Below are 22,380 nucleotides of genomic sequence, written 5' to 3' on the forward strand. Positions count from 1 at the left end.
ACGACTTGTCGCGTCTGGTTGCCCGTTTTCAGCCGCGCATGACCTTGCAGACCCTGACGCGCGGCGACGGATTGCTGGGCATGCGCCCCTCCGGCCGGCTGGGTCCGCGCGGCGGAGAGGTCACTGTCGTCTTCATTGACTGGATGTATGTCGCCGGCAACGGCATGCGCTGGGAAATTCCCGCACCGACCACCCTCTTGAATCGCAGGCCCGCTTCGACAATGTTCTTGAACGACGTCGATGGTCAGGCGGTCTACCTGCGCGATCTGGACGCGGAAGCCGACGCGCTGGACCGCGTATGGGACCTTGGCCTGCAACCCCTGCCGGCAGAGAACCTGCAATGGCGCGCCGAAGATCTCTGCGAGCTACCCGGCACGCTTTGGACGCTGACCCAGGAAGACCAGTTCGATGATTTCTGGGCGGACGAGCTCCCTTCGCTTCAGTCGGAAGGCTGGAGCGTTGTGGTCCGACCGGGATTCACGCATGAAAGCGTGACGGTCGATGCCTGGCATGTGATCGTTTCCCACGCGACCGGCGAAGTGCTTGGCAAGGAAGCCGTTCGCATGCGCCGCAGCGAACATGCCGTGAAACTTGCGCTGTCGCCGCTGGACCAGACATCGCGCGGCGGCTCCTGGATGCTAAGCCTCGGCATGGAAATCCATGGTCAGGTAGTGGATCTGGTTCCGCTCCTGGCCCAGCTAATCAGGCGAGACGGGCGCTGGCTCCACGCAGAGCAGCTCGCCAGGATCGATGACAAGGAAATGGTCCGGTTGCGGGCGCCGGGCGGCAAGCGCATCGACGCGCCTGCAGGTGCGCTCAAGCCGATCGTCGGTCATTTCCTTGATCTCCTGAGCGATCAACACCGCCAGGAAGGCCCCTTGCCGCTGTCTTCCTGGGACGCCCAGCGGGTCGATGCCCTGTTCATCGACCTGGAAGAAAGCGCACGCGAACGTGCCGGCGCGCACGGCACATGGCAGTTGCAGGGGGATGCCGGGCTGCGGTCCCTTGCGCGCCGTCTTTTCGACGCCGGTGCACCCACGCCTGTCGCGCCGCCGGTCGGGCTAGAAATCGTGCTTCGGCCATACCAGCTGCATGGCCTGGCATGGCTGCAATATCTCAGAGAACATCGGCTTGCCGGGATCCTCGCCGACGACATGGGGCTGGGGAAGACCGCACAGACGCTGGCCCATGTGCTGCTGGAAAAGCAGGCCGGACGCCTCGACCTTCCTGCGCTGGTCGTGCTGCCCACTTCGCTGATCTTCAACTGGCAGGCGGAGGCAGGACGCATCGCGCCGTCGCTGCGGGTGCTGACCCTGCAAGGTCCTCAACGCGCAGAGGATTTTGCCCGGATGGCGGAGGTCGACCTCGTCCTGACCACCTATCCCTTGCTGTGGCGGGATATCGATTCTCTTCGCACGCAACGCTACCATTTTCTGATCCTGGATGAAGCCCAGACAGTCAAGAACGCCGGCAGCCGCGGCGCGCAGGCGGTACGCCGGTTGCAGGCGCGTCATCGATTGAGCTTGACCGGCACCCCGCTGGAAAATAACCTCGGCGAACTGTGGACGCAATTCGATTTCCTGATGCCCGGCTTCCTTGGCGACGCGCGCAGTTTCACGCGACTCTGGCGGAGGCCGATCGAAGTCAACGGTGAAACGCTGCGTGCGCAACTGCTGGCCAGGCGCGTGCGGCCTTTCATCCTGCGGCGGCGCAAGGACGAGGTCGCGTCGGAACTGCCGCCAAGGACTGACATGATCAGGCGGGTGCAATTGCAAGGCAGGCAACGCGATCTTTACGAGAGCGTGCGCGTGGCGGCCGACGACCAGGTGCGCCGCATCTTGAAGCGCAAGGGCTTCGCGGGAGCCCAGATCACGATTCTCGACGCGCTTCTGAAGCTCAGGCAGGTCTGCTGCGATCCATACCTTTTGAAAGAAATCACGCCGGCGCCTGACATCGAGCGCGCGAAACTGGAACTGCTGCAAGACATGCTGCCGGCGCTGGTCGCGGAAGGCCGGCGCATTCTGGTGTTTTCCCAGTTCAGGGAAATGCTGTCCATTCTGCAAGGCGCCTTGACTGACTTGAACCTGCCGTGGCTGGCCTTGACCGGTGAAACCCGTGCCGCCGACCGTGGAGCAATCGTCGCCCAGTTCCAGGCCCGAACCGTTCCGATCCTTTTGGTCACCCTGAAGGCAGGTGGAGTCGGCCTGAACCTGACCGCCGCCGATACCGTCATCCACATGGAGCCGTGGTGGAATCCCGCCGTGGAAGAACAGGCCACTGCCCGCGCCCATCGGATCGGACAAGACCAGTCGGTCTTCGTGATCAAGCTGGTCGTGGAAGGCAGCATTGAAGAGCGCATACTGGAGCTGCAAGCCCGCAAAGCGGCGCTGGCCGACAGCATTCTGGGAAACGACCAGGCACTGGCGCCGAAATTCAGCCAGGAAGATCTCGACAATCTGCTGGCACCCTTGCGCTGAAGCCGGTTGTCGCACGCCTCCAATTTGCATTAGGATCAGTATTTAGCGGAGATGCAGCGCGGAAGCCTGGTTCGGGAGTGGCAGTTTGGCAGCAACAACACAAGGTTTTCTTCTTACGCGCCACTGGCGGGACACGTCAGCGGGCACGGAGATCGATTTCTGGCTCGCCACCGACCAGGGACCTCAGCGCGTCCGCCTGACGAACCAACCGTCGATCGCCTTTATTCCGGCCGAACAGCGTGAGCAGGCTGCCACGCTCTTACGTGGCGAACGCGACTGCGATCTGCGCATGCTGACGCTCAAGGATTTCCGCGGACGTCCCGTGTTCGGCCTCTATTGTTGTCATTACCGCCAGCTTCTTAAACTGGAAAAACGCTTGCGCGAGCATGGCATCGATGTGTACGAGGCGGATATCCGGCCACCGGAACGCTATCTCATGGAGCGGTTCATCACGGCGCCGGTATGTTTTTCCGACCTTCCCGGCCACCAGGAGAACGGTACGGTGATGAATGTGCCGTTGAAGCCTTCGCCAGGATATCGGCCGGCTCTTCGGCTGGCGTCGCTGGACATCGAGACCAGTGCCCATGGCGATCTGTATTCCATCGCGATCGAAGGCTGCGGGCAGCGTCAGGTTTACATGCTGGGACAGCCGACCGGTCCGGCGGATGACATCGACTTTTCCCTCGAGTATTGCGATAGCCCGGCGAAGATGCTGGAACGGCTGAACGACTGGCTCGCCCGCCACGATCCGGATGCGATCATCGGCTGGAACCTCGTGCAGTTCGATCTGCGCATTCTGCATCGCCACGCAGAAAGCCTGCAGGTTCCCTTGCGTTTCGGCCGCGACGGCGGGAAGCTGGAATGGCGTGAGCATCCGCGGCACCAGCACTTTTTCGCGGCGGCGGCCGGCCGCCTGTTCATCGACGGCATCGAGGCGCTTCGCTCCGCGACCTGGAATTTCACTTCGTTCAGTCTCGAACACGTGGCGCAAACCCTGCTGGGCGAAGGCAAAGCCATCGACAATCCTTACCAGCGCATGGCGGAAATCGATCGCCGCTTCGCCGAAGACAAGCTGGCATTGGCCCGCTACAACTTAAAGGACTGCGAACTGGTCACGCGCATTTTCGCGAAAACCGGCCTCATGAACTTCCTGCTGGAGCGCGCCAGCGTGACCGGCTTGCCTGTCGACCGCAGCGGCGGATCGGTCGCTGCCTTCGAACACCTGTACATCCCGCACATGCACCGTCACGGCTATGTCGCCCCAAACGTCGGAGAAATCCACGGCGAGAACAGCCCGGGCGGATTCGTGATGGATTCGCGCTCCGGCCTGTATGACTCGGTGCTGGTGCTCGATTTCAAAAGCCTGTATCCCTCCATCATTCGCACGTTTCTGATCGACCCCGTGGGACTGGCCGAAGGCGCCGCCACTCAGGACGAGGCCACCACCGTGCCAGGCTTTCGCGGCGCCAGATTCTCTCGCCACAAGCACTGCCTGCCGGCGATCGTCACGCAAGTGTGGGAAGGCCGGGACACGGCGAAACGCGAAGGCAACCAGCCGCTGTCGCAAGCCCTCAAGATCATCATGAACGCCTTCTATGGCGTGCTCGGCGCCAGTGGTTGCCGCTTCTTCGATCCTCGTCTCGCGTCGTCGATCACCTTGCGCGGCCATGACATCATGCGCAGGACGCGCGAACTGATCGAGGAACAAGGCTATCCGGTGATCTATGGCGACACCGATTCCACCTTTGTCTGGCTCCGGCGCCCGCACAGCGAGGAACAGGCGCAGGAGATCGGACAGCACCTGGTCAGCCACGTCAACACCTGGTGGGATCGGCATCTGCGCGACGAATACGGCCTCGACAGCGCGCTTGAACTGGAATTCGACATTCACTACCGCCGCTTCCTCATGCCGACCGTTCGCGGTTCGGAGGAAGGCAGCAAGAAGCGTTATGCGGGTCTCGTGTCCACGCCTGAGGGCAGCGAGGAGGTCGTATTCAAGGGACTCGAATCCGTACGTACCGATTGGACTCCGTTGGCTCAACAATTTCAGAAAGAACTGTATCTGCGCATTTTCAAAGGAGAGCCTTATCGTGACTATGTGCGCGACTATATCAGGCGCACTCTCGACGGCGACCACGACGACTTGCTGATCTACCGGAAGCGGCTGCGGCGCGCCCTGGAGGACTATGAGCGCAACGTACCACCCCATGTGCGGGCGGCGCGCATCGCCGACGACTACAACCGGCGTCAAGGACGCGCACTGCAATATCAGCATGGCGGCTGGATACGCTATGTGATGACGATATCTGGCCCCGAGCCGCTGGAAACCCTGCAGGCGCCGATCGACTACCACCACTATCTTGAGCGCCAATTGCAGCCCGTGGCGGATGCGATTCTTCCTTTTCTGGGAGACAACTTCTCTTCCTTGACCGACCGGCAGCATGCGCTGTTTTAACCGTTGGAACCTGGGCCTTGATGGCCACGATCATCAGCAAGGCCATGCTGGCGATCAATAAGTGATCGGCTTCTACCGCTTCCCAGTCGTCGGCATATTGTCAATGCGACTTAAGATTCATACACTCTTTCCCTGAATCGCCGTCCTCGCGGCGATTTGGCTTGGGCATCGTGGTTCAGTAGAGTACGCAAGGGTTCAGCAAGGGCGAATCGGAGATCCGGGAAGGAAACTGAATGAAAAAAGTCATGATCGTCACCGGCGGAAGCCGTGGCATCGGCGCCGCCACCGCGCGTCTCGCGGCGAAAGCCGGTTATGCGGTCTGCATCAGCTACGTCAACAGTGAAGCGGCCGCTGCCGAGATCGTCCGTGAGATGACGGCGGCGGGAGCCGAAGCGATTGCCTTCCAGGCGGACGTTTCTGTCGAAGCGGATGTCACGCGGCTGTTCGAGCATGTCGATCGCACACTGGGCCCGGTCACCGCGCTCGTGAACAATGCCGGAATGCTGGAAACACAGATGCGTGTCGACCAAATGGATGCCGCCCGCCTCAGCCGGGTTTTCAACGTCAACGTGATCGGGAGCTTCCTTTGTGCGCGGGAAGCGGTGCGGCGCATGTCGACCCGGCATGGCGGACAGGGCGGCGCCATTGTCAACGTCTCGTCCATCGCCTCCCGGCTGGGTTCACCGAATGAATACGTGGATTATGCCGCGGCCAAGGGCGCCGTCGACACCTTCACCACCGGCCTTGCCAAGGAAGTGGCGCCGGAAGGCATTCGCGTGAATGCCGTGCGGCCCGGCGTTATTTACACCGACATCCATGCCAGCGGCGGAGAACCGGGGCGCGTCGACCGCGTGAAAGCATCGGTACCCATGCTGCGCGGTGGCCAACCCGAAGAGGTCGCTCAAGCCATTCTGTGGCTGCTGTCGGACGAAGCGTCCTATACGACCGGCACTTTCCTGGATGTGACGGGCGGGCGCTAGCGCCACATTCCTTCGCCTCCTCTTGCGCTTGATTCGGGGGTCCCCTTCTAAGCAGCCCATCCCAAGATGTTTGCCTTATATTGGCACCATGAACTTCGGCAGGAGGAAGCTGCCATGGACGAATTGCGGTTGAATGAAGCAGAGCAACGTCAACTCATGGAAACCACGCGCCACACGCATGATGTGCGACTGTACCGACGCACGCTGGCGATACTTGAGTGCGGCCGTGGCAAAAGCGTGGTCGAGGTCGCCAAATCACTGAACGTCACCAAATGGAGCTTCTACAGCATTCGGGGCATTTCAGCTTAGTGTTTAATCCGTGTCGAAGAGACTTTAGAGTGTGCCCGTCACAAAGTGTGACCGAACGGCAGCTATTGGGGTGCAGCTAAGGCTGCTGTGGGTCGGGTCCGGCAGGACGTCCACATTCAAGTTAGGTCAGGAAAGCAGCTTATAGCCGCCTGTCCCGATGCGCCTGCCAAACGTAAGGCTTACTAGAGACCGCTAGTTGATTGCGCAACACTGCCATGGCACCATGGCAGGTTGTAGAGGCGAGAACCGGGCGGTCGGCCCGGAATGCGTCGCCTCTCTTCGTTTATTCCCATTAAGCAGTCGTGGAAAGCCGCGCTGCGTCAATCAGTATTCCAATATGGCATTCCAACAAGTCACAATCGATACCGTACAAAAGCTCTATGTCACGTTTTTCAGCAGGCCTGCCGATGTAGCCGGTTTGGCTTTTTGGGCCGACAAAGTTGAACAAAAGACCTTGACCGAGGCGCAGATCGCCGCCTGCTTTGTCGGATCCGTTGAATATCAATCCATGTACGGGCATCTGGAAGTCGGAACGGTAATCTCGAGCCTTTATGCACACCTGTTTGGCCGCACGCCCGCAACTAATGAGTTGCTGTTCTGGGCAAACCGGATTTTTCAAGGACTGGAATTCATGGATAGCCTTGCGCTGAAACTCGCAAACAGCGCACAAGGCACAGACGCCAATAATTTCGCCAACAAAGTATCGGCTGCGGAATTGTTCACGGGGTCGCTCCAGACAGCACGACTGGTCGGCGACTACGCGATGAGTGGTCGTTTCAACGGCATGGGTTGGCTATCGGAAATCGTGGACACCACTTCCTATTCAAAAAACACTAGTGACACTACACTGATCAGCGCATTTTCAGGCTTCAGCTATCGCCCATTCGAAGCCGATATTACAGCGGATGGCACCTATGCACTTACACGCATGCACGTCGTGAATGTCAAAGCCAACGTCGCCGCAGGGTCGTCGATTTCCTTCGGAAGCGCGGATGATTCAATGATGTCGCAAGGTGGAAGTGTCGCCCCGTCGTCGTCGAGCTTAAAAACGCTGATCGACGGCGGTGCCGGGACAAATACGCTGTCGGCGGCACTAGTGAACGCCGCGAATGCGGAGCAATTTGCGAACTTCCAGGTATTGAGTTTGGACAGCCAGACAGGATGCGACGTGTCGTTATTGTCCAAATGTACGATCAAGGATCTGGTGATGAAGACGGCCACCAGCTCAGCGACTTATGATGGCGTCACAAAGGAAATGGCCTTTTCGATTTCGTATTTTGGCGACAACAATGGAGCGGTTACGACACTTCGAATGACCAGTGCAAGCGGGCCATCAGACGATTTTACGATCACCTTCAAGCCGCAGATCCCATATCCGTCATTCTCTGGTGGGGTAATTAACGCGGGCACGATTGCGGCGGAAGGCATCGAACACTTTTATATCAGTACCTACCCGAACATCATTGAGCCAAAAGCCTCGGAAGTCATTACATTGGGTGCAGATTCAACCGCACAAACTGTGACCATCGAGAGAAACTATATTGATATTTCGCTTTCCTTTGCCGACGGCTTCGGCTCGCGAACTGCTGCTGCGGGCGGCGTCTCACTCATCGACGCGTCTCAGTACCTAGCAAAGATTACGATCGATCTCAACCATGTGACGTCTTCGGCAGCTGGATTGAAAGTTCTAGGTGGGTCTGACAGTGACACAATCATCACCGGTCCATTTAGCGCGACGCTGACCGGCGGCGGCGGCACCGACAACTTCATCGTGAATGCCAGCGTCGTCAGTAACGTGGCAAGTCCGGTCATTACGACCATCACGGACATTAGTTCCAAGGAACGAATCATATTCCACGCTGGCAGCGCTTCAGAAACCTTCATCCCGGCAAAGGTTGACGTCAGTAATGCGACCTCGCTGTATTCCGGAGTTGTCAATGCCCTTGATCTTGCTGCATCAGCCGACGGAAGCAATACAGCGAACATCAGGTGGTTTCAGTACCAAGGCGATACTTACCTGATGGAGGACATGAGCGGGAGTACCGCATTGACGAACGCGGATTTGGTTGTCAAGCTCACAGGGCTGTACGACTTGTCCAATGCGACATACAGCGCTTCGAGTCACGCTCTAACCATTGCCTAGATATGTTGAAATCGCGTTGCAATAGGCGTGCTTTTTCTACGGCACGTCAAGACAGTTAATCTACATCCCCTGAACGGCAGGTATCTGGACTAAGCTATGGCAGCAAAGAGTCGATATGAGGCGTTGACTTGCACAACTCGAAGGGCAGGTCTGCAACGATAAGCGGACGTAAAAAATCCTCCATGCAAAACGATGCATGGAGGACTGGAAAACAATCGAAGCGCCAGTTGCAGTAACTATGGCTACATGAACTCATCACTTTGTCGCGCAGCATGGCAACTACTTGCTTCTTTTCCTCGCCAGTTGCAATTACTGCGGTGCCCGACGAGAGGCTTGACGAAGCCTTGACGTTCCATGCCCCGACTCGGGAAGGTTTTGCGGTGCTTCGCGCTTCGCCCCATCATTCTCGATGCAGGTCAGTCGCAACAACTTTAATGTCTCGTCGCACAGCCGTGGCGCCCTGCACCGGACCGGCGGCGCGAGGCAACTGCAAGGCATCGCGGAACGCATCCAGCATCATGCGCAGCTCCGAAAGCTGCGACGGCTGCGGCAGGTCCGGCTGCGCTTCCAGCCGTTCGCAGCTCGCCGCCAGGGCGTCCGCTCCCACCGTGCGCGCACCGGACTTCACGCGGTGGCCGAGCGCATGCAATGCCGCGAGGTCGCGCGCGTCGAACGCGGCCTGCATCTCGGCAATCGCCTGCTCCGTGGTGCCGATGAAGCGCAGGACGAAGCGGCGGATGGTGGCGGGATCGTCCCCGACCATCGCGGCCAGCCTGCCGAGATCGACCACGCCGTCTTCGCGCAAGGTCGCGGGCGCCGCTGGCTGCAGAGTGGCGTTGGCAGTGTTGGCAGGGGCTGCGTGCCGACCGTCTCGCAGCCAGAAAGCCAGCTGCGAATACAGCGACTCCGGTTCGAAGGGTTTGGCGACGAGGTCGTTCATCCCGGCGGCGGCAGCCTTGTCGCGGTCGCTCTTGTACACGTTGGCGGTCAACGCCAGCACCGGCAGGTCGCGCCATGCCGGCACCGCCCGGATGGCGTGCGTTGCCGCATAGCCGTCCATGACCGGCATCTGCACGTCCATCAGCACGCAGTCGAAGGCTTGGGCGTGCAACGCGTCGAGCGCATCCTTGCCGTTGCCCGCGACGCTGACCTGCGCGCCCTGGCTGCCCAGCAACTCCATCGTTACCTGCTGGTTGAACTCGTTGTCTTCGACCACCAGGATGCGGGCGCCGGACAGCATGCCGGCTTGGCTGGTATGCGGGCGGGCCTCTCCTCCGGCCTCGCCGGCGCGCGGAGACGGTTGCAGCGGCAGGACGCACCAGAAGGTGCTGCCCGCGCCCTCCGTGCTGTCGACGCCGACTTCCCCTTCCATCAGTTCGGCAAGCTGTCGGCAGATCGCAAGGCCGAGCCCGGTGCCGCCGTACTGGCGGGTGATGGAGGCGTCGCCCTGCTGGAAGGGACGGAACAAGGTGGCCTTCTGGATCGGCGACAGGCCGATGCCGGTGTCCCTCACGGCCAGGCGCAGCAGCGGCCCGCGGGCATCGTTCTCCACGCGCGACATGAGGACGGTGATGCCCCCGGCAGCGGTGAACTTGATGGCATTGCTGATGAAGTTCCCGAGGATCTGCTGGATCCGCAAGCCGTCGCCGACGATCCATGCGGGCAGCGACGGGTCCTTGTCGATCCTCAGCCACAAGCCTTTCTCATGCAGCGCCGTTTCGAAGGGCACCGTCACCTCGCTCAGCAGGCTGTCGAGGTGGATGCCGGCATGCTCGAGTTCCAGCTTGCCGGCTTCCAGCTTCGACACGTCGAGGATGTCGTTAATGATGCGCATGAGTCCGCGCCCGGCCCGCAGGATGGTTTCGACGTAGTGCCGTTGCGCCGGCGGCATGTCCGCATTGAGGGACACGTGCGCCATGCCGAGGATGCCGTTGAGCGGGGTGCGGATTTCATGGCTCATGTTGGCAAGGAATTCGCTCTTGGTGCGGGTGGCGGTCTCGGCGGTTTCCTTGGCATGCCGGAGTTCCTGCTCCACGCGCTTGCGTTCGCTGATCTCGCGGATGAAGGCGTTGAAGCGCAGGGCATTGCCGACGCGCAGGGTGCCGACCGTCATTTCCAGCAGCAGGCGGCGGCCGTCGCGGTGCAGCGCGGGCATTTCGAGCCGCTCGCCGGCCGGCGGTCCGGCCTCGAGGCCGCGGCGGTCCCGACGCTCGGCCAGCCATGCCAAGTGGCAGTCGACGAGTTCGGCGGGCAGGACGAGTTCGTGGAGCGGGCGGCCTATCGTGTCCTGGTGGCGCCAGCCGAACATGATCTCGGCCTGCGTGTTCCATTCCATGACCTTGCCGCCGGCATCCAGGCTGATGAAGGCGTCGGGCGCGGTCTCGATCAGCTTGCGCACGTGTTCGGCCTGCAGGCGCTGGCTGCGCAGCCGGAAGGCGTTGAGCGCCAGCCAGCCGACCAGCACCAGCACCAGCGACACCGCGGCTCCGCTGGCGAGGTAGATCCGGCGTTCGCGCGCATGCGGCGCGAGCAGTTCTTCCGTGGACTGTCCATAGCTGACCGCCAGCGGATACTTCGCCAATGATTGCCAGGCGTAGCGCCGGCGCACGCCATCGAGCTGCGCCGCCTTTTCCATGGTGCCGCCGGTTCCGGGCGGCGCATCCCGGAACGGAACTTCCTTGAACGTTTCGCCGGGCGTGAAGCGGATGGATGGCCAGCGCGCCAGCAGGTCGCCTTGCCTGCGCAGCACCGACAGCGAATCCTGGCTGCCGACGACGACCCGGCGCGAAATGCGCGTGAAGTATTCCGGCGGGACCGACAGCACGATGACGCCGTCGAAGCGCCCCTTGCTGTCGTGCAGCGGGCGGGTGAACTGGATCGCCCAGCGCGCGGAAATGCGCCCGAGCAGAGGCTCGCTGATGTAGAGCTTGTCGCCGGGTAGGTCGCGGTGGACGCGGAAATGCGTCCGGTCGGAGAAATCCGCGGGCTGCGGGTGGGGATTGTTGCTGTTGTAGACCAGCTTGCCGTCGCGGTCCAGGATGCTGACCTGGAATACGAAATCCTTTTCGAGAAACTGCTGGCGCTCGGCAACGGCCGCGTCGAATCCGTCGCGCCGGTCACGCCACTGGTTGCGGAAATCGACGAGCGCGAGATCGATGATCTGCACCGTCGTCTGCACCTGTTCGGCAAAGAATTCCGCAAGGTGGCCGGCCTGGGCTTCGCTCGTCGCGAGGAGGTGCTCGCGCTTGCGCGACAGCTCGAAGAAGATCGCGCTCCAGAGCAGCGGCAGCACGATTGCCATCAGCAGGGCGAGCCGGATGGCCATTGCCCGCCGGTCCGGTCCGGCATGGCCGGACGCGGTCCGCAAGGAAGACAGCAGTGGACGGAGAGGGTGACGCAAGGAAACGACCGGAGGAATTCGTAAAATTTCTTACCAATTCTCGTCGAATCGCTCGAATCCTTCCACAAGGAAGCGCGGTTTGGCGCGAGGATGCAACACTGCGGAACGAGGCATCGGCCAGTGATGCCAGGTCGGCATGCAAGTCGGGCAAGCTTTCGCCTGCCGGGCAATCAATCGCCCGCGTCGCCTCTTGCCGGTGGCGTGCCGCGCATCTGCCGGCGCAAGCGCTCGGCGCCCGGCGGGTCATGCCGGAACCATAGCCACTGAGCATCCATCCCGCCATGCCTGAATGTCCACGAGTTGAAGGCGCCTTCGACCAGGATGGCAGCCACGAGAAGGAGACCGATCGCCAGGGCGATGGGCACTGCCACGCCGAGGATGGTGACCAGCGGCACTCCGGGAACGAATTCCCGGGCAAGGAAGGCCGCCAGGCCACCCAGGAGGGCGAGACAGAGGGCTAGACGGATTCGCAGGTTGCTCATGTTCATCACGATCAATCTCCGGCAAGGTCGGTGAGTGGAGCTGGATGATGTTACCGGCCACCCCAACAGGCTAGGCCAGGAGCGACCGGTTGTCAAAATGAAAATCGCTGCCGTCGGCAGTCGAACAATGGGTCTGTCAGGCCTTCGCATCCGGCAGGTCATCGACCGCCACGATCGTGCCTTGCGCGGTAGCCACCAGTTTTTCCGCGTCGCCGTCGCGGGCGAACACGTCGCAGCGGCACACCGCCTGGCGCTTGCCGGCATGCACGACGCTGGCGCGCGCGAGCAGGCTGGAACCGGTGGCCGGGCGCAGGAAATTGATCTTGAATTCGCTGGTCAGCACGCCCTTGCCCAAACCCATGGCGCCGGCGATCGTGAGGGCATTGTCCGCGAGGTAGCTCAGCACGCCGCCATGCGCAAAGCCATGCTGCTGCTTCAGGTCGTCGCGCAAGGGCAGCGACAGCTCGATCGACTTGCCGTCCATGCTTGCCAGCGATGCCCCCAGCAAGCGGGTAAAGGGTTGGGCGTCCAGCGCCGCACGTGTCCTTGCCAGAAAATTTTCCAAGACGTCCTCCGGGAGGGTATGCTTCGGTCTTGCTATCGAGATGATAGCGCTATTTAAAAGATAGCGATTTCCCAAACCCCAGTCAATCCGTCATGACGAAGAAAAGCAAGCTCATCGAACCTGGCAGCCCCGTTCGCAATTCCGAATCCGGGCAGCCGATCATGGCCGTCCTCGACCTTCTCGGTCGGCGCTGGGCGCTGCGCATCCTGTGGGAACTGCGCGACGGCCAGCGGCGATCGTTCCGCACCCTGCAGGACGTCTGCCAGATGTCTTCCCCGAACGTGCTCAACACGCGGCTGAAGGAACTGCGGCATGCACGCGTCATCGACCTGGCGGACGGCGGGGGGTTCGGCCTGACCGAATCGGGCCGGCAGCTTCTTGCCGCGATGCACCCCCTGTCCCTCTGGGCAGAGGCGTGGGCGATCAGCGTCGGACGCGAGGATCTGGCGCACCTGGCGCGCTCGGCAAAGAAGACCCAGCCTGAAACACCAGTGGAACCTGCCTGATCGGGCGTGCCGTATCCGGAAGCCGACGCGGCAGCCATTGCCCGAATGCCAAGAACGTCGATTTCCGGTCGATACGGGAGTACCATGCTTGTCATGAAAGGACACCGCAGGTCGGTGGCGATCCGCGCCCGCCCGTTGCTTCCAACGTGTGCACCCGACCGCTTCGAAGCGTCAACCGCCAGCCGTCCTTTCACGCCGAACGGCATCCCTCATCCAATTCGCCTGGTTTTATGAACATGTTTGCCCTCGCCCTGCCCTTGCTGTTTGTTGTTTCGCTGGGCCTCCTTCTGAATCACTTCCTCCTGTCACTGGCCTGGGCCGGATTGCTGGCGGTCATCACCTGGCCCCTGCACCAGCGCCTGATGGCGCGCGGATGGACGCGCGGCGCTTCCGCGGCCGTGCTGGTGGGCGGCCTGGTCGTGCTGTTCGCGGCGCCCTCGATGGTGCTGCTCAACACCGTCACCAATGAAATTTCCACCATCGAGCGCCTCGTCAGCCAGGTCAACGGCAGCGGCGTGCCGGCGCCCGAATGGCTGACGCGGCTGCCCATGCTGGCCAAGCCCGCGACGGCGTGGTGGCAGCAGCACCTGGCCGTGCCCGGCGGCCTGAACCTGCTCCTCCAGACCACCGCCGGCGACATGCTGCCGCACTTGCCGAGAACGCTCAGCACCCTCGGCCCGTCGCTGCTGGCGAATGCGCTCTATCTCTTCCTGTCCCTGCTCACCCTGTGCGTGCTTTACCTTGAAGGGCCCGCCGTGATCCGCTACGTGGACCATGCCGGCGAGCGGCTCAGCCCGAAGCACTACGCCATCGTGCGCGACCTGTTTCCGCTGTCGGTGCGCGGCACCGCCCTCGGCTTGTGCTCGGTGGCGCTGCTCGAAGGCGTGGTGCTGGGCATCGCCTATGCGATCGCCGGCGCGCCCGCGCCTGCCCTGCTGGGCATCATTACCGGCTACATGGCGCTGATCCCCGGCGGCGCACCGCTGTCGTTCTCGCTCGTGTCGCTCGTGCTGCTAGGACAGGGCAATGTCGGCCCGGCCATCGGGCTGTTTGCCTGGGGCGCATTCGAACTCTTCCTGGTGGACAAGTTCGTGCGGCCGAAGCTCATCGGCGCGCGCGTGCGGCTGCCGTTTCTGGCGGTGCTGTTCGGCCTGCTGGGCGGGGTCTCCACGCTTGGCGTCATCGGCCTCTTCGTCGGCCCGTTCATGATGGCGGTGCTGTTCTGGTGGCTGCGCAAGGATGAGCCGGTGCTGCTGCGGCCCAAGACCGTTTCCAGCCCCGAAAAGAAGCGCGCCGCCTGAAGAAAAAGTTTTCTAGAGGAAGCCGACTAATCGGTGGCCGGGGCAGCGCGGGCACAGTATGCTCGTTGCTATTTCAATCAGGAGTCATCCATGTCTGCGCTGTCCACCCAATCCAAGCTCGGCGACCTTCTCGACAACGATGCGAGCAAGGCTGTCCTCGAAAAGCATCTTCCCGGCATTTCCACCCACCCCCAGATCGCCATGGGCCGCGGCTTTCCGCTGGCGACCGTGGCGCAATTTTCCGGCGGCCTCATCACTCCGGAGGCGCTCGAAAAGATCGACGCCGACCTGGTGAACCTCGCCTGAGGCCGGCCGGCATCCTCCCTTCAACATCTTGATGCCGCTCAAGCGCGCCATGCTGCGCGTCTCCGCGGAAGGTGGCTAGACTGGACGCTTGCGTCATCGGCTGCGCGGAGGGCGACGACATGTCCGGTTCACTCGATTTTTTCTATTACTTCGGCAGCACGTACACCTACCTGTCGGTGATGCGCATCGAACAGTTCGAGGCGAGCACAGGCATCACGGTGAAATGGCGTCCATTCCACGTGGGCGCCGTGCTGACCGAGCATCCCTTCCTCGGCAAGGACGCCAAGACGCGGTACATGTGGCGCGACATCGAGCGCCGTGCCGCGCGCCATGGCCTGGACTGGAATGGAATCCCGCCCTACCCGATCGACCGGTCCACCCTGCCGGGACGCATCGCCGTCCTCGCGGAAGCCGATGGCTGGGGCGCGGATTTCACCAAGGCCGCCTACCGTGCCTGGTTCCTGCAACACCAGGACATCTGGGAACCTGCCATCCTCCACGACCTGCTCCAGGACCTCGGGCAGAACGCGGCGGCAATCATTGCCGGCGCGGATGCCCAGGATGCAAGGCAGGCGTTCATCGCCAACACCGAGATGGCAAAGCAGGCCGGCGTGATCGGCGCGCCCAGCTTCGTCTGGAATGGAGAGGTGTTCTGGGGAGACGACCGGATGGAAGAGGCCTTCGAATGGGCGCAGTCTCACGGCGCCATGCCCACCCAGGATCCGCTGCTGCTCGGCTCGACCGGCAGGCAGGGCGACCTGCGTATGCCGGCCGCCTGAGCGCTTCGACCGGAAAAATACGCCATCCCGGATCTCCCGGCGAGCACGCTTACCCCTTCCAGCCGTAAACACCCGTTTACTTTGTCTTGGACAAACACGGTGCGTTTCTCATTTTTGGCTGATATAATGCCGTAAGTAAACATTTTGTCCATGGCAATATCGGCCGGGCAGCATCCCGCTGCGCCGTTTCCTTCTCTGAGGCCGAGGCCGGGCCGGGGCGATCGCCCCAGGGAGAAAACATCGTGTACCACCAGGAAGACATGGGCGCCATCGGGCGCCTGGGCGACAAAGTGCTGCTCGGAACCCTCGCGGTTTCCGCCCTTCTCGCCGCGGCGATCGGCAATCACTACGGCAGGCCCGGCCTCGCCATCGCCGCCGCCGGCTTGCTGTTCGCCGCAGGATGCGCCAGCTTCGGCTTCTTCCGGGGGCTCGCCTCGGCGATCTGCCTGGCCGTCCTCAATGCCGCCATGGTGGCATTGCACATCCAGCTCGGGCGGGGAATCATCGAATTCCATTTCGGCGTGTTCACGCTGCTCGCGCTGGTGCTGATTTACCGCGACTGGCGTCCCATCATCGCGACCGCCGCATTCTTCGCCGTCCATCACATCCTCTTCGACCGCCTGCAGCTGGCCGGGTACGACATCTACTGCACCACCGAACCCGATTTCCTGCGCATCGTCGGTCACGCGGGCTACGTGGTGGCCCAGTCGTCCATCGAGGTCTTCGTTGCGGTCATCCTGCGCCGGGCGGCAATCCAGAGCGCGGAACTCCATGCGATCGTTTCCAGGCTGACGGACGGCACGAGCATTTCCCTGGACGTGCGGCACCTCGCCGTCACGTCGCCCGAGGCGACGGCCTTGACGCGCGCCCTGGGCACGCTGCGCTCCGCCATCGAGGACGTATCGCGGGTCGCGGACTCGGTCGCGCACGCCAGCCGCCGGATCAGCGACAGCAATGAACGGATTTCCCACGGCACGGGCATGGCGGCGCAGCGCATCCAGCACATGTCGCGGCGCATGCAGGACATCGCCGAGGAAGTCGCTGGCTCCGAGAAGTCCGCGAGCGAAGCGGAACGGCTCGCGCAATCGGCCTGCGCCGGCGTGGACGAAGGCACCGCCGTGGTCGACCAGGTGACCAGGAAGATGCAGCGCATCCAGGAAAGCTCGAAGAGCATTTCCGACATCACCCAGGTCATCGATTCCATCTCCTTCCAGACCAACATCCTCGCGCTCAACGCCGCCGTCGAGGCCAGCCGTGCCGGAGAACAGGGCCGCGGTTTCGCCGTCGTGGCGAGCGAGGTGCGCAACCTCGCCGCGCGTTCCGCGGCGGCGGCGAAGGAAATCCGGGGGCTGATCGAAACGTCGGTAAAGGAAATCAACGAAGGCGCCGCGCTGGCCTCGACGGCCGGCGCGTCGATGGCGACGATCACCGGCACCATCGACGAGGTCAGGGCATCGATGAAGGACATCGTGGCCCGCACCACCAGCCAGCGCGCGCAGATCAGCGATATCAACGAGTCACTCGGCACGCTGGGCAAGAGCACGGCGGAGAACGTGGAACTGGTCAAGGCCACGAGTGCGGGGGCCAGCGAACTGGTGGCGCAGGCGGAGCACCTGAGCGAGGCGGTGGGGAGTTTTGAACTGGGGCGGGTTGAAGCTTGACGGCTAGCCGGTGTCCCCTTCCTTGAAGGAAAGGAAGTGTGGGAGAAAGGTGTGAACCGCCGCCGGCACAAACGCCGTTTACACCAACCCAGGAAACATCTCCCGGATCGTCTCCAGCCTGGCCGGCTTGGTCAGGTGGAAATCGATCCCGCATTCCCTGCTCTTCTGCCGGTCCTGGTCGGCCCCCCATCCGGTCAGGGCAACCAGGCGGGTCCGCTGGAGTTCAGGCTTGCTGCGCAGCACGCGCGCGACGTCGTAGCCGCTCATGTCCGGCAGCCCGATGTCCAGGAACACCACGTCGGCGCGGCATGACGCCGCCAGCACGATGGCCTGCGCGCCGTCATGCGCATAGCTGACGTCATGCCCGCTGGCCTGCATCAGGTGGCCGAGGGTGCGGGCGGCATCCACGTTGTCATCGACGATCAGGATGCGCTTGCTTTGTCTATCCCCGCTGCCGGCCGAAGGCCGTTCGAGAGTGGCGGCCGGTTGTTGCTGCGTGTCCAGCGGCAGGATGACCGAGAAGCTGCTGCCCGCGCCGGCTGCGCTCTTCACCGTGATGCGGCCGTCGTGCAGTTCGACCAGGCGCCTGGTCAGCGGCAGCCCGATGCCGATGCCGCCCTTGCGCAGGTTGCGTCCATGCTCGTCCTGCGAAAACATGTCGAAGACCCGTTCCTGCATGCCGGCTTCGATGCCGATGCCGTCGTCCTTCACCTCGAAGACGGCCGTATCGTCCTGCCGCCTGACGGACAGCCAGATGTGGCCGCCGCTGGGCGTGTACTTGGCGGCATTGTTGAGGAGGTTGGTCAGCACCTGGGCCATGCGCACCGCGTCGGCCCGGATGTAGACAGGTTCGTCGGGCAGGGCCACGTCAAGCGCGTGGCCGGCGCCGACGATGTAGGCATCGCTTGCCTCGAGCGCCGCGCTGACCACGTCGGCGGCGTCGACGCGCTCCAGCCTCAGCTCGAACTTGCCCGCGTTGATGCGCGAGATGTCCAGCAGGTCGTCGATCAGCCGCACGAGGTGCGATAGCTGCCTGTCCATCACGTCGCGCGTGTGGTCGAAGGCGCCGGACGGCGACGGCATCAGCTTCATGAGGTCGATGCCGGCCTGGATCGGCGCCAGCGGGTTGCGCAGTTCATGCGCGAGCACCGCGATGAATTCGTCCTTCTGCCGGCTTTCCAGTTTGAGCTGCTCTTCCTGCTGGAGCAGGATGGCCTGCTGCCGCTTCAATTCTGTCAGGTCCAGCGTGAAGGCGATGACGTCGCGGCGGCTGTTGTCCATGAAGGCGAAACCGACCATGACGGGAATGCGGCTGCCATCCTGCCGCACGTATTCCTTCTCGTAGCGCCCGGAGAATCCGGTGCGGCGGGCTTCCTCGATATGCCGGCGATCGACTTCCAGCCATTCGGGCGGGGTGATCCGGTCCCAGCGGAACTTGCCCTTCTCGAATTCCTTGCGCTTGTAGCCGATGATGCGCAGGTATTCGTCATTGGCGTACTCGATGCCGCCGTCGAGGTCGCCGAAGACCACGCCGATCAGATCGGAATCGGAAAGCCGGTTCAGGCGCCGCTGCGCCAGCGCGACCTGGCGCTCGGCGTGGCGCGTCGCCAGGATGAGCGCGAGCAGGGTGCCGAGGGAAAGCACGGAAATGACGCCCGCGGAAAGATAGGCTTGCCGGAAGGCGCGGCGGCGCTCCTGTTCCTGGGCCTCGACGTTGCCTCGGATGCGCGCATGCAGGCGCGCGAAATGGACCCGCAATTCATCCATGGTGGCCTTGCCGCGTCCCGAGCGCAGGATGGCCAGCGCTTCCTTGCTCTTGCCGGCATCGTGCAGCGCCAGGGTTTCATGCAGTTCGTCCAGCTTGACCTGGGCAAGCTGCTGGATGCGGCGGACGTCGTCCCGGCCTTCGGCATCGGCCACGAGGCGGGCGTCGAGGCGGTCGAGAAGTTCATGCAGCGATGGCCGGTCGAATCCCTGCTTGGGCACCGCCTGGCCGATGGCGGACCAGTAGGGTTCGAGGAATTCGCGCTGGTCGGTGAGCAGGTAGCCGCGCTGCCCGGTCTCGGCGTCGGTCATCGCGCTTTCCACCTGGTCGAGCAGGTCGGCGACCTGCTGGGTGGCGAGTACCGCCTGCGTCGTACTCTCCTGGTAACGCGAATTGAGGTAGGCGGAGGCGCCCGCCACCAGGATGATGCACGCCGTCGCGGCATAGGCGGCAAGCACTCCCACGCTGGTCGCGAGGCCGTCGTATGATTTTTGCGGCATGACGCAATCCTTAGGGGTAGATGCTTGCGTTGGACGCAGGCGTCGCTGGAATGACTGGCGCAAGGAACGGAAAGGCAACCGGGCCATTTTATCAAAACGGCGGGCAGGACCGTTTCGCCGCCAAGGCACGGCAAGTCCGGGCGGCAGTCAGCCAGCGGCTTGCCCGGCGACATCGCTCGATCCGGCAAGCAGGCTTTCCAGGCGTTCGATGCGGTGCCGGTGGGGCGTGGTGATGGCATAGAAGTTTTCCTGCAGGCGGCTCGACTGCCCCACCGTCACGAGGACACCGGTGCGCAGTTCGTCCTGCACCACCACTTCCGGCAGCACGGTCAGCCATCCGCTGTCCCGGGCGATCAGGCGCAGCATGGCCATGTCGTCGACCTCGGCCCGTAGGCGCGGCTTCACGCCCGCCGACATGCAGAGCGCGTCGAACTGCCCGCGCAGCGCATGGCGCGGGCCGGGCAGGGCAATGTCGCAGCCGTCGAGGTCGTCCGGGATGCGCAGGGTGCGTCCCCGCCATTCGCCCGCCGGACCCACCAGGGAAATGGACTGGCTTCCCAGGAAGCGGCAATGCAAGGGCCGGTCCGGGTCCGCCGCCACGATCTCGTTGGCGAGCACCACGTCGAGCTGGTGCTGCAGCAGGCGCTCGAGCAAGCCTTCGAGCAGGCCGGATTCCAGGGTCAGCACCACCGAAGGATCGGCCAGCACGGGGCGGATCCAGTTCTCCTGGTAATTGCGCGACATGGTGGCCACGCTGCCCACCCGCAAGCGGATCATGCCTTCGCTGCGGCCCTGGAGGCGTCCCAGCATTTCCTGGCCGAGGCCGAAAATGTTTTCCGCGTACGACAGCACGAGCTGGCCGGTGTCGGTCAGCAGGAGTCGCCGTCCCTCGCGCTCGAAGAGCGCTTCGCCGAGGCGGTCTTCGAGCTGGCGTATCTGCGCCGACAGCGCGGATTGCGAGACATGAAGTTCCTGCGCCGCACGCGTCAGATGGCCCGTCCTGGCGACGCGCCAGAAGTAGAAAAGGTGATGGAAGTTAAGCTGGTCGAGGGAATTCATTCTGTTTTATGGATGAATACGTTCATAACTATGTATTTTACAGAATCATTTCAAACTATCACCATAGCGGCAAATTCACGATTGGAGTGTCCGCCATGGTTTTACCCGCGTCGCCGCTGTTCGTCTGCGCCCTGATTCCTCCGGCATTGATGCTAGCGTCTTCCCTGCTGTCATCCTTCGCCGGCCGAGATGAAGACATTCTCTGGAAACGCTTCAAGGGCCTGGCGGCGGCAGCGGCGCTGGCCGCTTTCGCCAGCCTGCTGCTGGCTTGCCTCCAGCCGCAGGCCGCGGCCGCAGGCGGCCCGGGATGGCTGGCCGTGAGCCTGCCGGGCGCCTGGGCCGCCCTGCTGGTCCAGATGCTGGGCACCACCATCGCCGTCTTTTCGTCGCGCTATCTTCAGGGCGAACCGGGACAGGCGCGGTATGCCGCCGCGCTCGCCGGCGTGCTCGCCGCCGTGCATGTGCTGCTGCTGGCCGATCACTGGGCGGTCCTGATCGCCGCCTGGGCCGCCGCCGGCGTGGTCTTGCAGCGGCTGCTGTGCTTCTACGGAGACCGGCCTTTCGCCTTGCTGGCGGCACACAAGAAGCGCATCGCCGACCGCCTCGCCGACCTGCTGCTGCTGGCCGCCGCCGCGCTGGCGTGGCGGGAAACGGGCAGCCTGGCGCTTTCCGACCTGTGGCAACACCTCGCGAACCAGGGCGGCACGCTTGCCTTGCACGCCAGCGCGGTTTGCCTCGTGCTGGCGGTCATTCTTCGCACCGCCCTGTTTCCGGTGCATGGATGGCTGATCCAGGTGATGGAAGCGCCGACGCCGGTGAGCGCCCTGCTGCATGCGGGCGTGGTCAACCTGGGCGGCTACGTGCTGGTGCGCTTCGCGCCGCTGCTGGAGCAGGCGCCAGCGGCGCGCTGGCTGGTCGCCGGCGTCGGCCTAGGCACCGCGATGCTGGCCGGGCTGGTGATGCTCACCCGGGTCAGCATCAAGGTCCGGCTCGCCTGGTCCACCGTGGCGCAGATGGGATTCATGCTCCTGGAATGCGGCCTCGGCCTGTACACCCTGGCCATGCTGCATCTCCTCGGCCACTCGCTGTACAAGGCGCATGCCTTCCTCTCTTCCTCCAACGCGGTCAATGACACCCGGGCCAGGATGATGCGCCCGGTCACCCGCCATTCCCGTCCCAGCCTGGCGGCCGCGCCCCTGCTGGCCTTGCTGGTGGTAATGCTGTCTCAGGCGGTTCTCGCGCCGGCGTCCTGGCCGTGGTGGTGGAGCGGCGTGCTGGCGCTGGCCTGGGCACCCCTGCTTTGGCTGCCCATCCTGCAGGGTCGGGACATGAAGGAGGCCGCAGGAAGCGTAGTCTCTGGCCTGGTCTCTGGCCTGGGCATGGTGATGGGCCTGGCGGCGCTGGCCGGCATCGCGCATCGGCTGCCGCTCGGACTGGCCGACATGCCAGACCGGCCGGCCGGCATCGTGTCCCTGTTGGGGATGGCGGCGATGTACCTGTGCCTGGTCAGGCTGCAGGTGCAGCCGCAAGGGCTGGCGGGCTGGCGCCGGTGGAGCTACGCCGGCTTTTACGTCGACGAGTTCGCCACCCGCATGGCCCTGCGCCTGTGGCCGGCGCGCTGGGTGCCCGCCGCTCCCGCTGCGCGCGGCGCGGGCATGAGCGGCGCGATGGTCGCCGCCGCATCTGAATGAC

Annotated in this window: 16 protein-coding genes; 11 read left to right on the plus strand and 5 right to left on the minus strand. The window is 63.2% G+C overall.

Going from position 1 to position 22,380, the window contains the following annotated elements; genetic code table 11:
• Nucleotides 1-38 precede the first annotated feature (38 nt).
• From G3574_RS13500 to G3574_RS13520, 5 genes are all read left to right on the plus strand, one after another.
• Nucleotides 39-2,477 (plus strand): DEAD/DEAH box helicase, encoded by a 2,439-nt coding sequence (locus tag G3574_RS13500; RefSeq protein ID WP_235953415.1) that lies wholly within the window; start codon nt 39-41, stop codon nt 2,475-2,477.
• Between the two features lie 85 nt (nt 2,478-2,562).
• Nucleotides 2,563-4,932, plus strand: a complete 2,370-nt coding sequence (locus tag G3574_RS13505; protein ID WP_163963978.1) for a DNA polymerase II — start codon at nt 2,563-2,565, stop codon at nt 4,930-4,932.
• 233 nt (nt 4,933-5,165) lie between these two features.
• A complete protein-coding gene (locus tag G3574_RS13510) occupies nt 5,166-5,912 on the plus strand; it encodes an SDR family oxidoreductase (protein ID WP_163963981.1) in 747 nt (248 codons plus the stop codon).
• 114 nt (nt 5,913-6,026) lie between these two features.
• Entirely contained in the window at nt 6,027-6,221 is a 195-nt protein-coding gene (locus tag G3574_RS13515) for a hypothetical protein (protein WP_163963983.1), read from the plus strand.
• Between the two features lie 196 nt (nt 6,222-6,417).
• On the plus strand, nt 6,418-8,364 hold the full coding sequence (locus G3574_RS13520) for a DUF4214 domain-containing protein (RefSeq protein ID WP_163963985.1): 1,947 nt from the start codon (nt 6,418-6,420) through the stop codon (nt 8,362-8,364).
• Nucleotides 8,365-8,764: 400 nt separating this feature from the next.
• On the opposite strand, the gene G3574_RS13525 is transcribed toward G3574_RS13520, so the two are convergent.
• The 3 genes from G3574_RS13525 to G3574_RS13535 all read right to left on the minus strand — a co-directional run bounded on the left by G3574_RS13525 (nt 8,765) and on the right by G3574_RS13535 (nt 12,811).
• On the minus strand, nt 8,765-11,689 hold the full coding sequence (locus tag G3574_RS13525; RefSeq protein ID WP_163963987.1) for an ATP-binding protein: 2,925 nt from the start codon (nt 11,687-11,689) through the stop codon (nt 8,765-8,767).
• Nucleotides 11,690-11,934: 245 nt separating this feature from the next.
• On the minus strand, nt 11,935-12,246 hold the full coding sequence (locus G3574_RS13530; protein ID WP_163963989.1) for a hypothetical protein: 312 nt from the start codon (nt 12,244-12,246) through the stop codon (nt 11,935-11,937).
• Nucleotides 12,247-12,382: 136 nt separating this feature from the next.
• Complete coding sequence (locus G3574_RS13535) at nt 12,383-12,811, minus strand: PaaI family thioesterase (RefSeq protein WP_163963991.1); 429 nt, start codon at nt 12,809-12,811, stop codon at nt 12,383-12,385.
• A gap of 92 nt (nt 12,812-12,903) precedes the next feature.
• Here G3574_RS13535 and G3574_RS13540 point away from each other — a divergent pair, with 92 nt between their 5' ends.
• The 5 genes from G3574_RS13540 (at nt 12,904) to G3574_RS28805 (ending at nt 17,364) form a co-directional block, all read left to right on the plus strand.
• The gene (locus G3574_RS13540; protein ID WP_163963993.1) at nt 12,904-13,317 is read left to right on the plus strand and encodes a winged helix-turn-helix transcriptional regulator; all 414 of its coding nucleotides are present in this window, start codon (nt 12,904-12,906) and stop codon (nt 13,315-13,317) included.
• Between the two features lie 236 nt (nt 13,318-13,553).
• On the plus strand, nt 13,554-14,618 hold the full coding sequence (locus tag G3574_RS13545; RefSeq protein ID WP_235953417.1) for an AI-2E family transporter: 1,065 nt from the start codon (nt 13,554-13,556) through the stop codon (nt 14,616-14,618).
• A 90-nt stretch (nt 14,619-14,708) separates the two neighbouring features.
• Nucleotides 14,709-14,924 carry a hypothetical protein gene (locus G3574_RS13550; protein ID WP_163963995.1) on the plus strand — a complete coding sequence of 72 codons (216 nt, stop codon included), beginning with the start codon at nt 14,709-14,711 and terminating at the stop codon, nt 14,922-14,924.
• A gap of 119 nt (nt 14,925-15,043) precedes the next feature.
• Nucleotides 15,044-15,703 (plus strand): 2-hydroxychromene-2-carboxylate isomerase, encoded by a 660-nt coding sequence (locus G3574_RS13555; RefSeq protein ID WP_163963997.1) that lies wholly within the window; start codon nt 15,044-15,046, stop codon nt 15,701-15,703.
• 242 nt (nt 15,704-15,945) lie between these two features.
• Nucleotides 15,946-17,364: a methyl-accepting chemotaxis protein gene (locus G3574_RS28805; RefSeq protein ID WP_163963999.1), complete on the plus strand. Its 1,419-nt coding sequence runs from the start codon at nt 15,946-15,948 to the stop codon at nt 17,362-17,364.
• Nucleotides 17,365-17,442: 78 nt separating this feature from the next.
• Here G3574_RS28805 and G3574_RS13565 read toward each other — a convergent pair whose 3' ends face one another.
• Both G3574_RS13565 and G3574_RS13570 read right to left on the minus strand, forming a co-directional pair.
• Nucleotides 17,443-19,629, minus strand: coding sequence for a hybrid sensor histidine kinase/response regulator (locus G3574_RS13565; RefSeq protein ID WP_163964002.1), 2,187 nt, complete (start codon nt 19,627-19,629; stop codon nt 17,443-17,445).
• 147 nt (nt 19,630-19,776) lie between these two features.
• Nucleotides 19,777-20,688 (minus strand): LysR family transcriptional regulator, encoded by a 912-nt coding sequence (locus G3574_RS13570; protein ID WP_163964004.1) that lies wholly within the window; start codon nt 20,686-20,688, stop codon nt 19,777-19,779.
• A 95-nt stretch (nt 20,689-20,783) separates the two neighbouring features.
• On the opposite strand from G3574_RS13570, the gene G3574_RS13575 reads away from it, so the two are divergent.
• Nucleotides 20,784-22,379: an NADH-quinone oxidoreductase subunit L gene (locus G3574_RS13575; protein WP_163964006.1), complete on the plus strand. Its 1,596-nt coding sequence runs from the start codon at nt 20,784-20,786 to the stop codon at nt 22,377-22,379.
• The last annotated feature ends 1 nt before the right edge of the window (nt 22,380 follow it).

This window comes from Noviherbaspirillum galbum (assembly GCF_010974945.1).
GTDB lineage: Bacteria > Pseudomonadota > Gammaproteobacteria > Burkholderiales > Burkholderiaceae_D > Noviherbaspirillum > Noviherbaspirillum galbum.

What these genes read in the sequence shown, in the direction of transcription:
- G3574_RS13515 (WP_163963983.1), top strand. Translation starts at nt 6,027, where the DNA reads ATGGACGAATTGCGGTTGAATGAAGCAGAGCAACGTCAACTCATGGAA.
- G3574_RS13565 (WP_163964002.1), bottom strand. Translation starts at nt 19,629, where the DNA reads ATGCCGCAAAAATCATACGACGGCCTCGCGACCAGCGTGGGAGTGCTT.
- G3574_RS13530 (WP_163963989.1), bottom strand. Translation starts at nt 12,246, where the DNA reads ATGAGCAACCTGCGAATCCGTCTAGCCCTCTGTCTCGCCCTCCTGGGT.
- G3574_RS13555 (WP_163963997.1), top strand. Translation starts at nt 15,044, where the DNA reads ATGTCCGGTTCACTCGATTTTTTCTATTACTTCGGCAGCACGTACACC.
- G3574_RS13540 (WP_163963993.1), top strand. Translation starts at nt 12,904, where the DNA reads ATGACGAAGAAAAGCAAGCTCATCGAACCTGGCAGCCCCGTTCGCAAT.
- G3574_RS13545 (WP_235953417.1), top strand. Translation starts at nt 13,554, where the DNA reads ATGTTTGCCCTCGCCCTGCCCTTGCTGTTTGTTGTTTCGCTGGGCCTC.
- G3574_RS13500 (WP_235953415.1), top strand. Translation starts at nt 39, where the DNA reads ATGACCTTGCAGACCCTGACGCGCGGCGACGGATTGCTGGGCATGCGC.
- G3574_RS13525 (WP_163963987.1), bottom strand. Translation starts at nt 11,689, where the DNA reads ATGGCCATCCGGCTCGCCCTGCTGATGGCAATCGTGCTGCCGCTGCTC.
- G3574_RS13575 (WP_163964006.1), top strand. Translation starts at nt 20,784, where the DNA reads ATGGTTTTACCCGCGTCGCCGCTGTTCGTCTGCGCCCTGATTCCTCCG.
- G3574_RS13570 (WP_163964004.1), bottom strand. Translation starts at nt 20,688, where the DNA reads ATGAATTCCCTCGACCAGCTTAACTTCCATCACCTTTTCTACTTCTGG.
- G3574_RS13510 (WP_163963981.1), top strand. Translation starts at nt 5,166, where the DNA reads ATGAAAAAAGTCATGATCGTCACCGGCGGAAGCCGTGGCATCGGCGCC.
- G3574_RS13550 (WP_163963995.1), top strand. Translation starts at nt 14,709, where the DNA reads ATGTCTGCGCTGTCCACCCAATCCAAGCTCGGCGACCTTCTCGACAAC.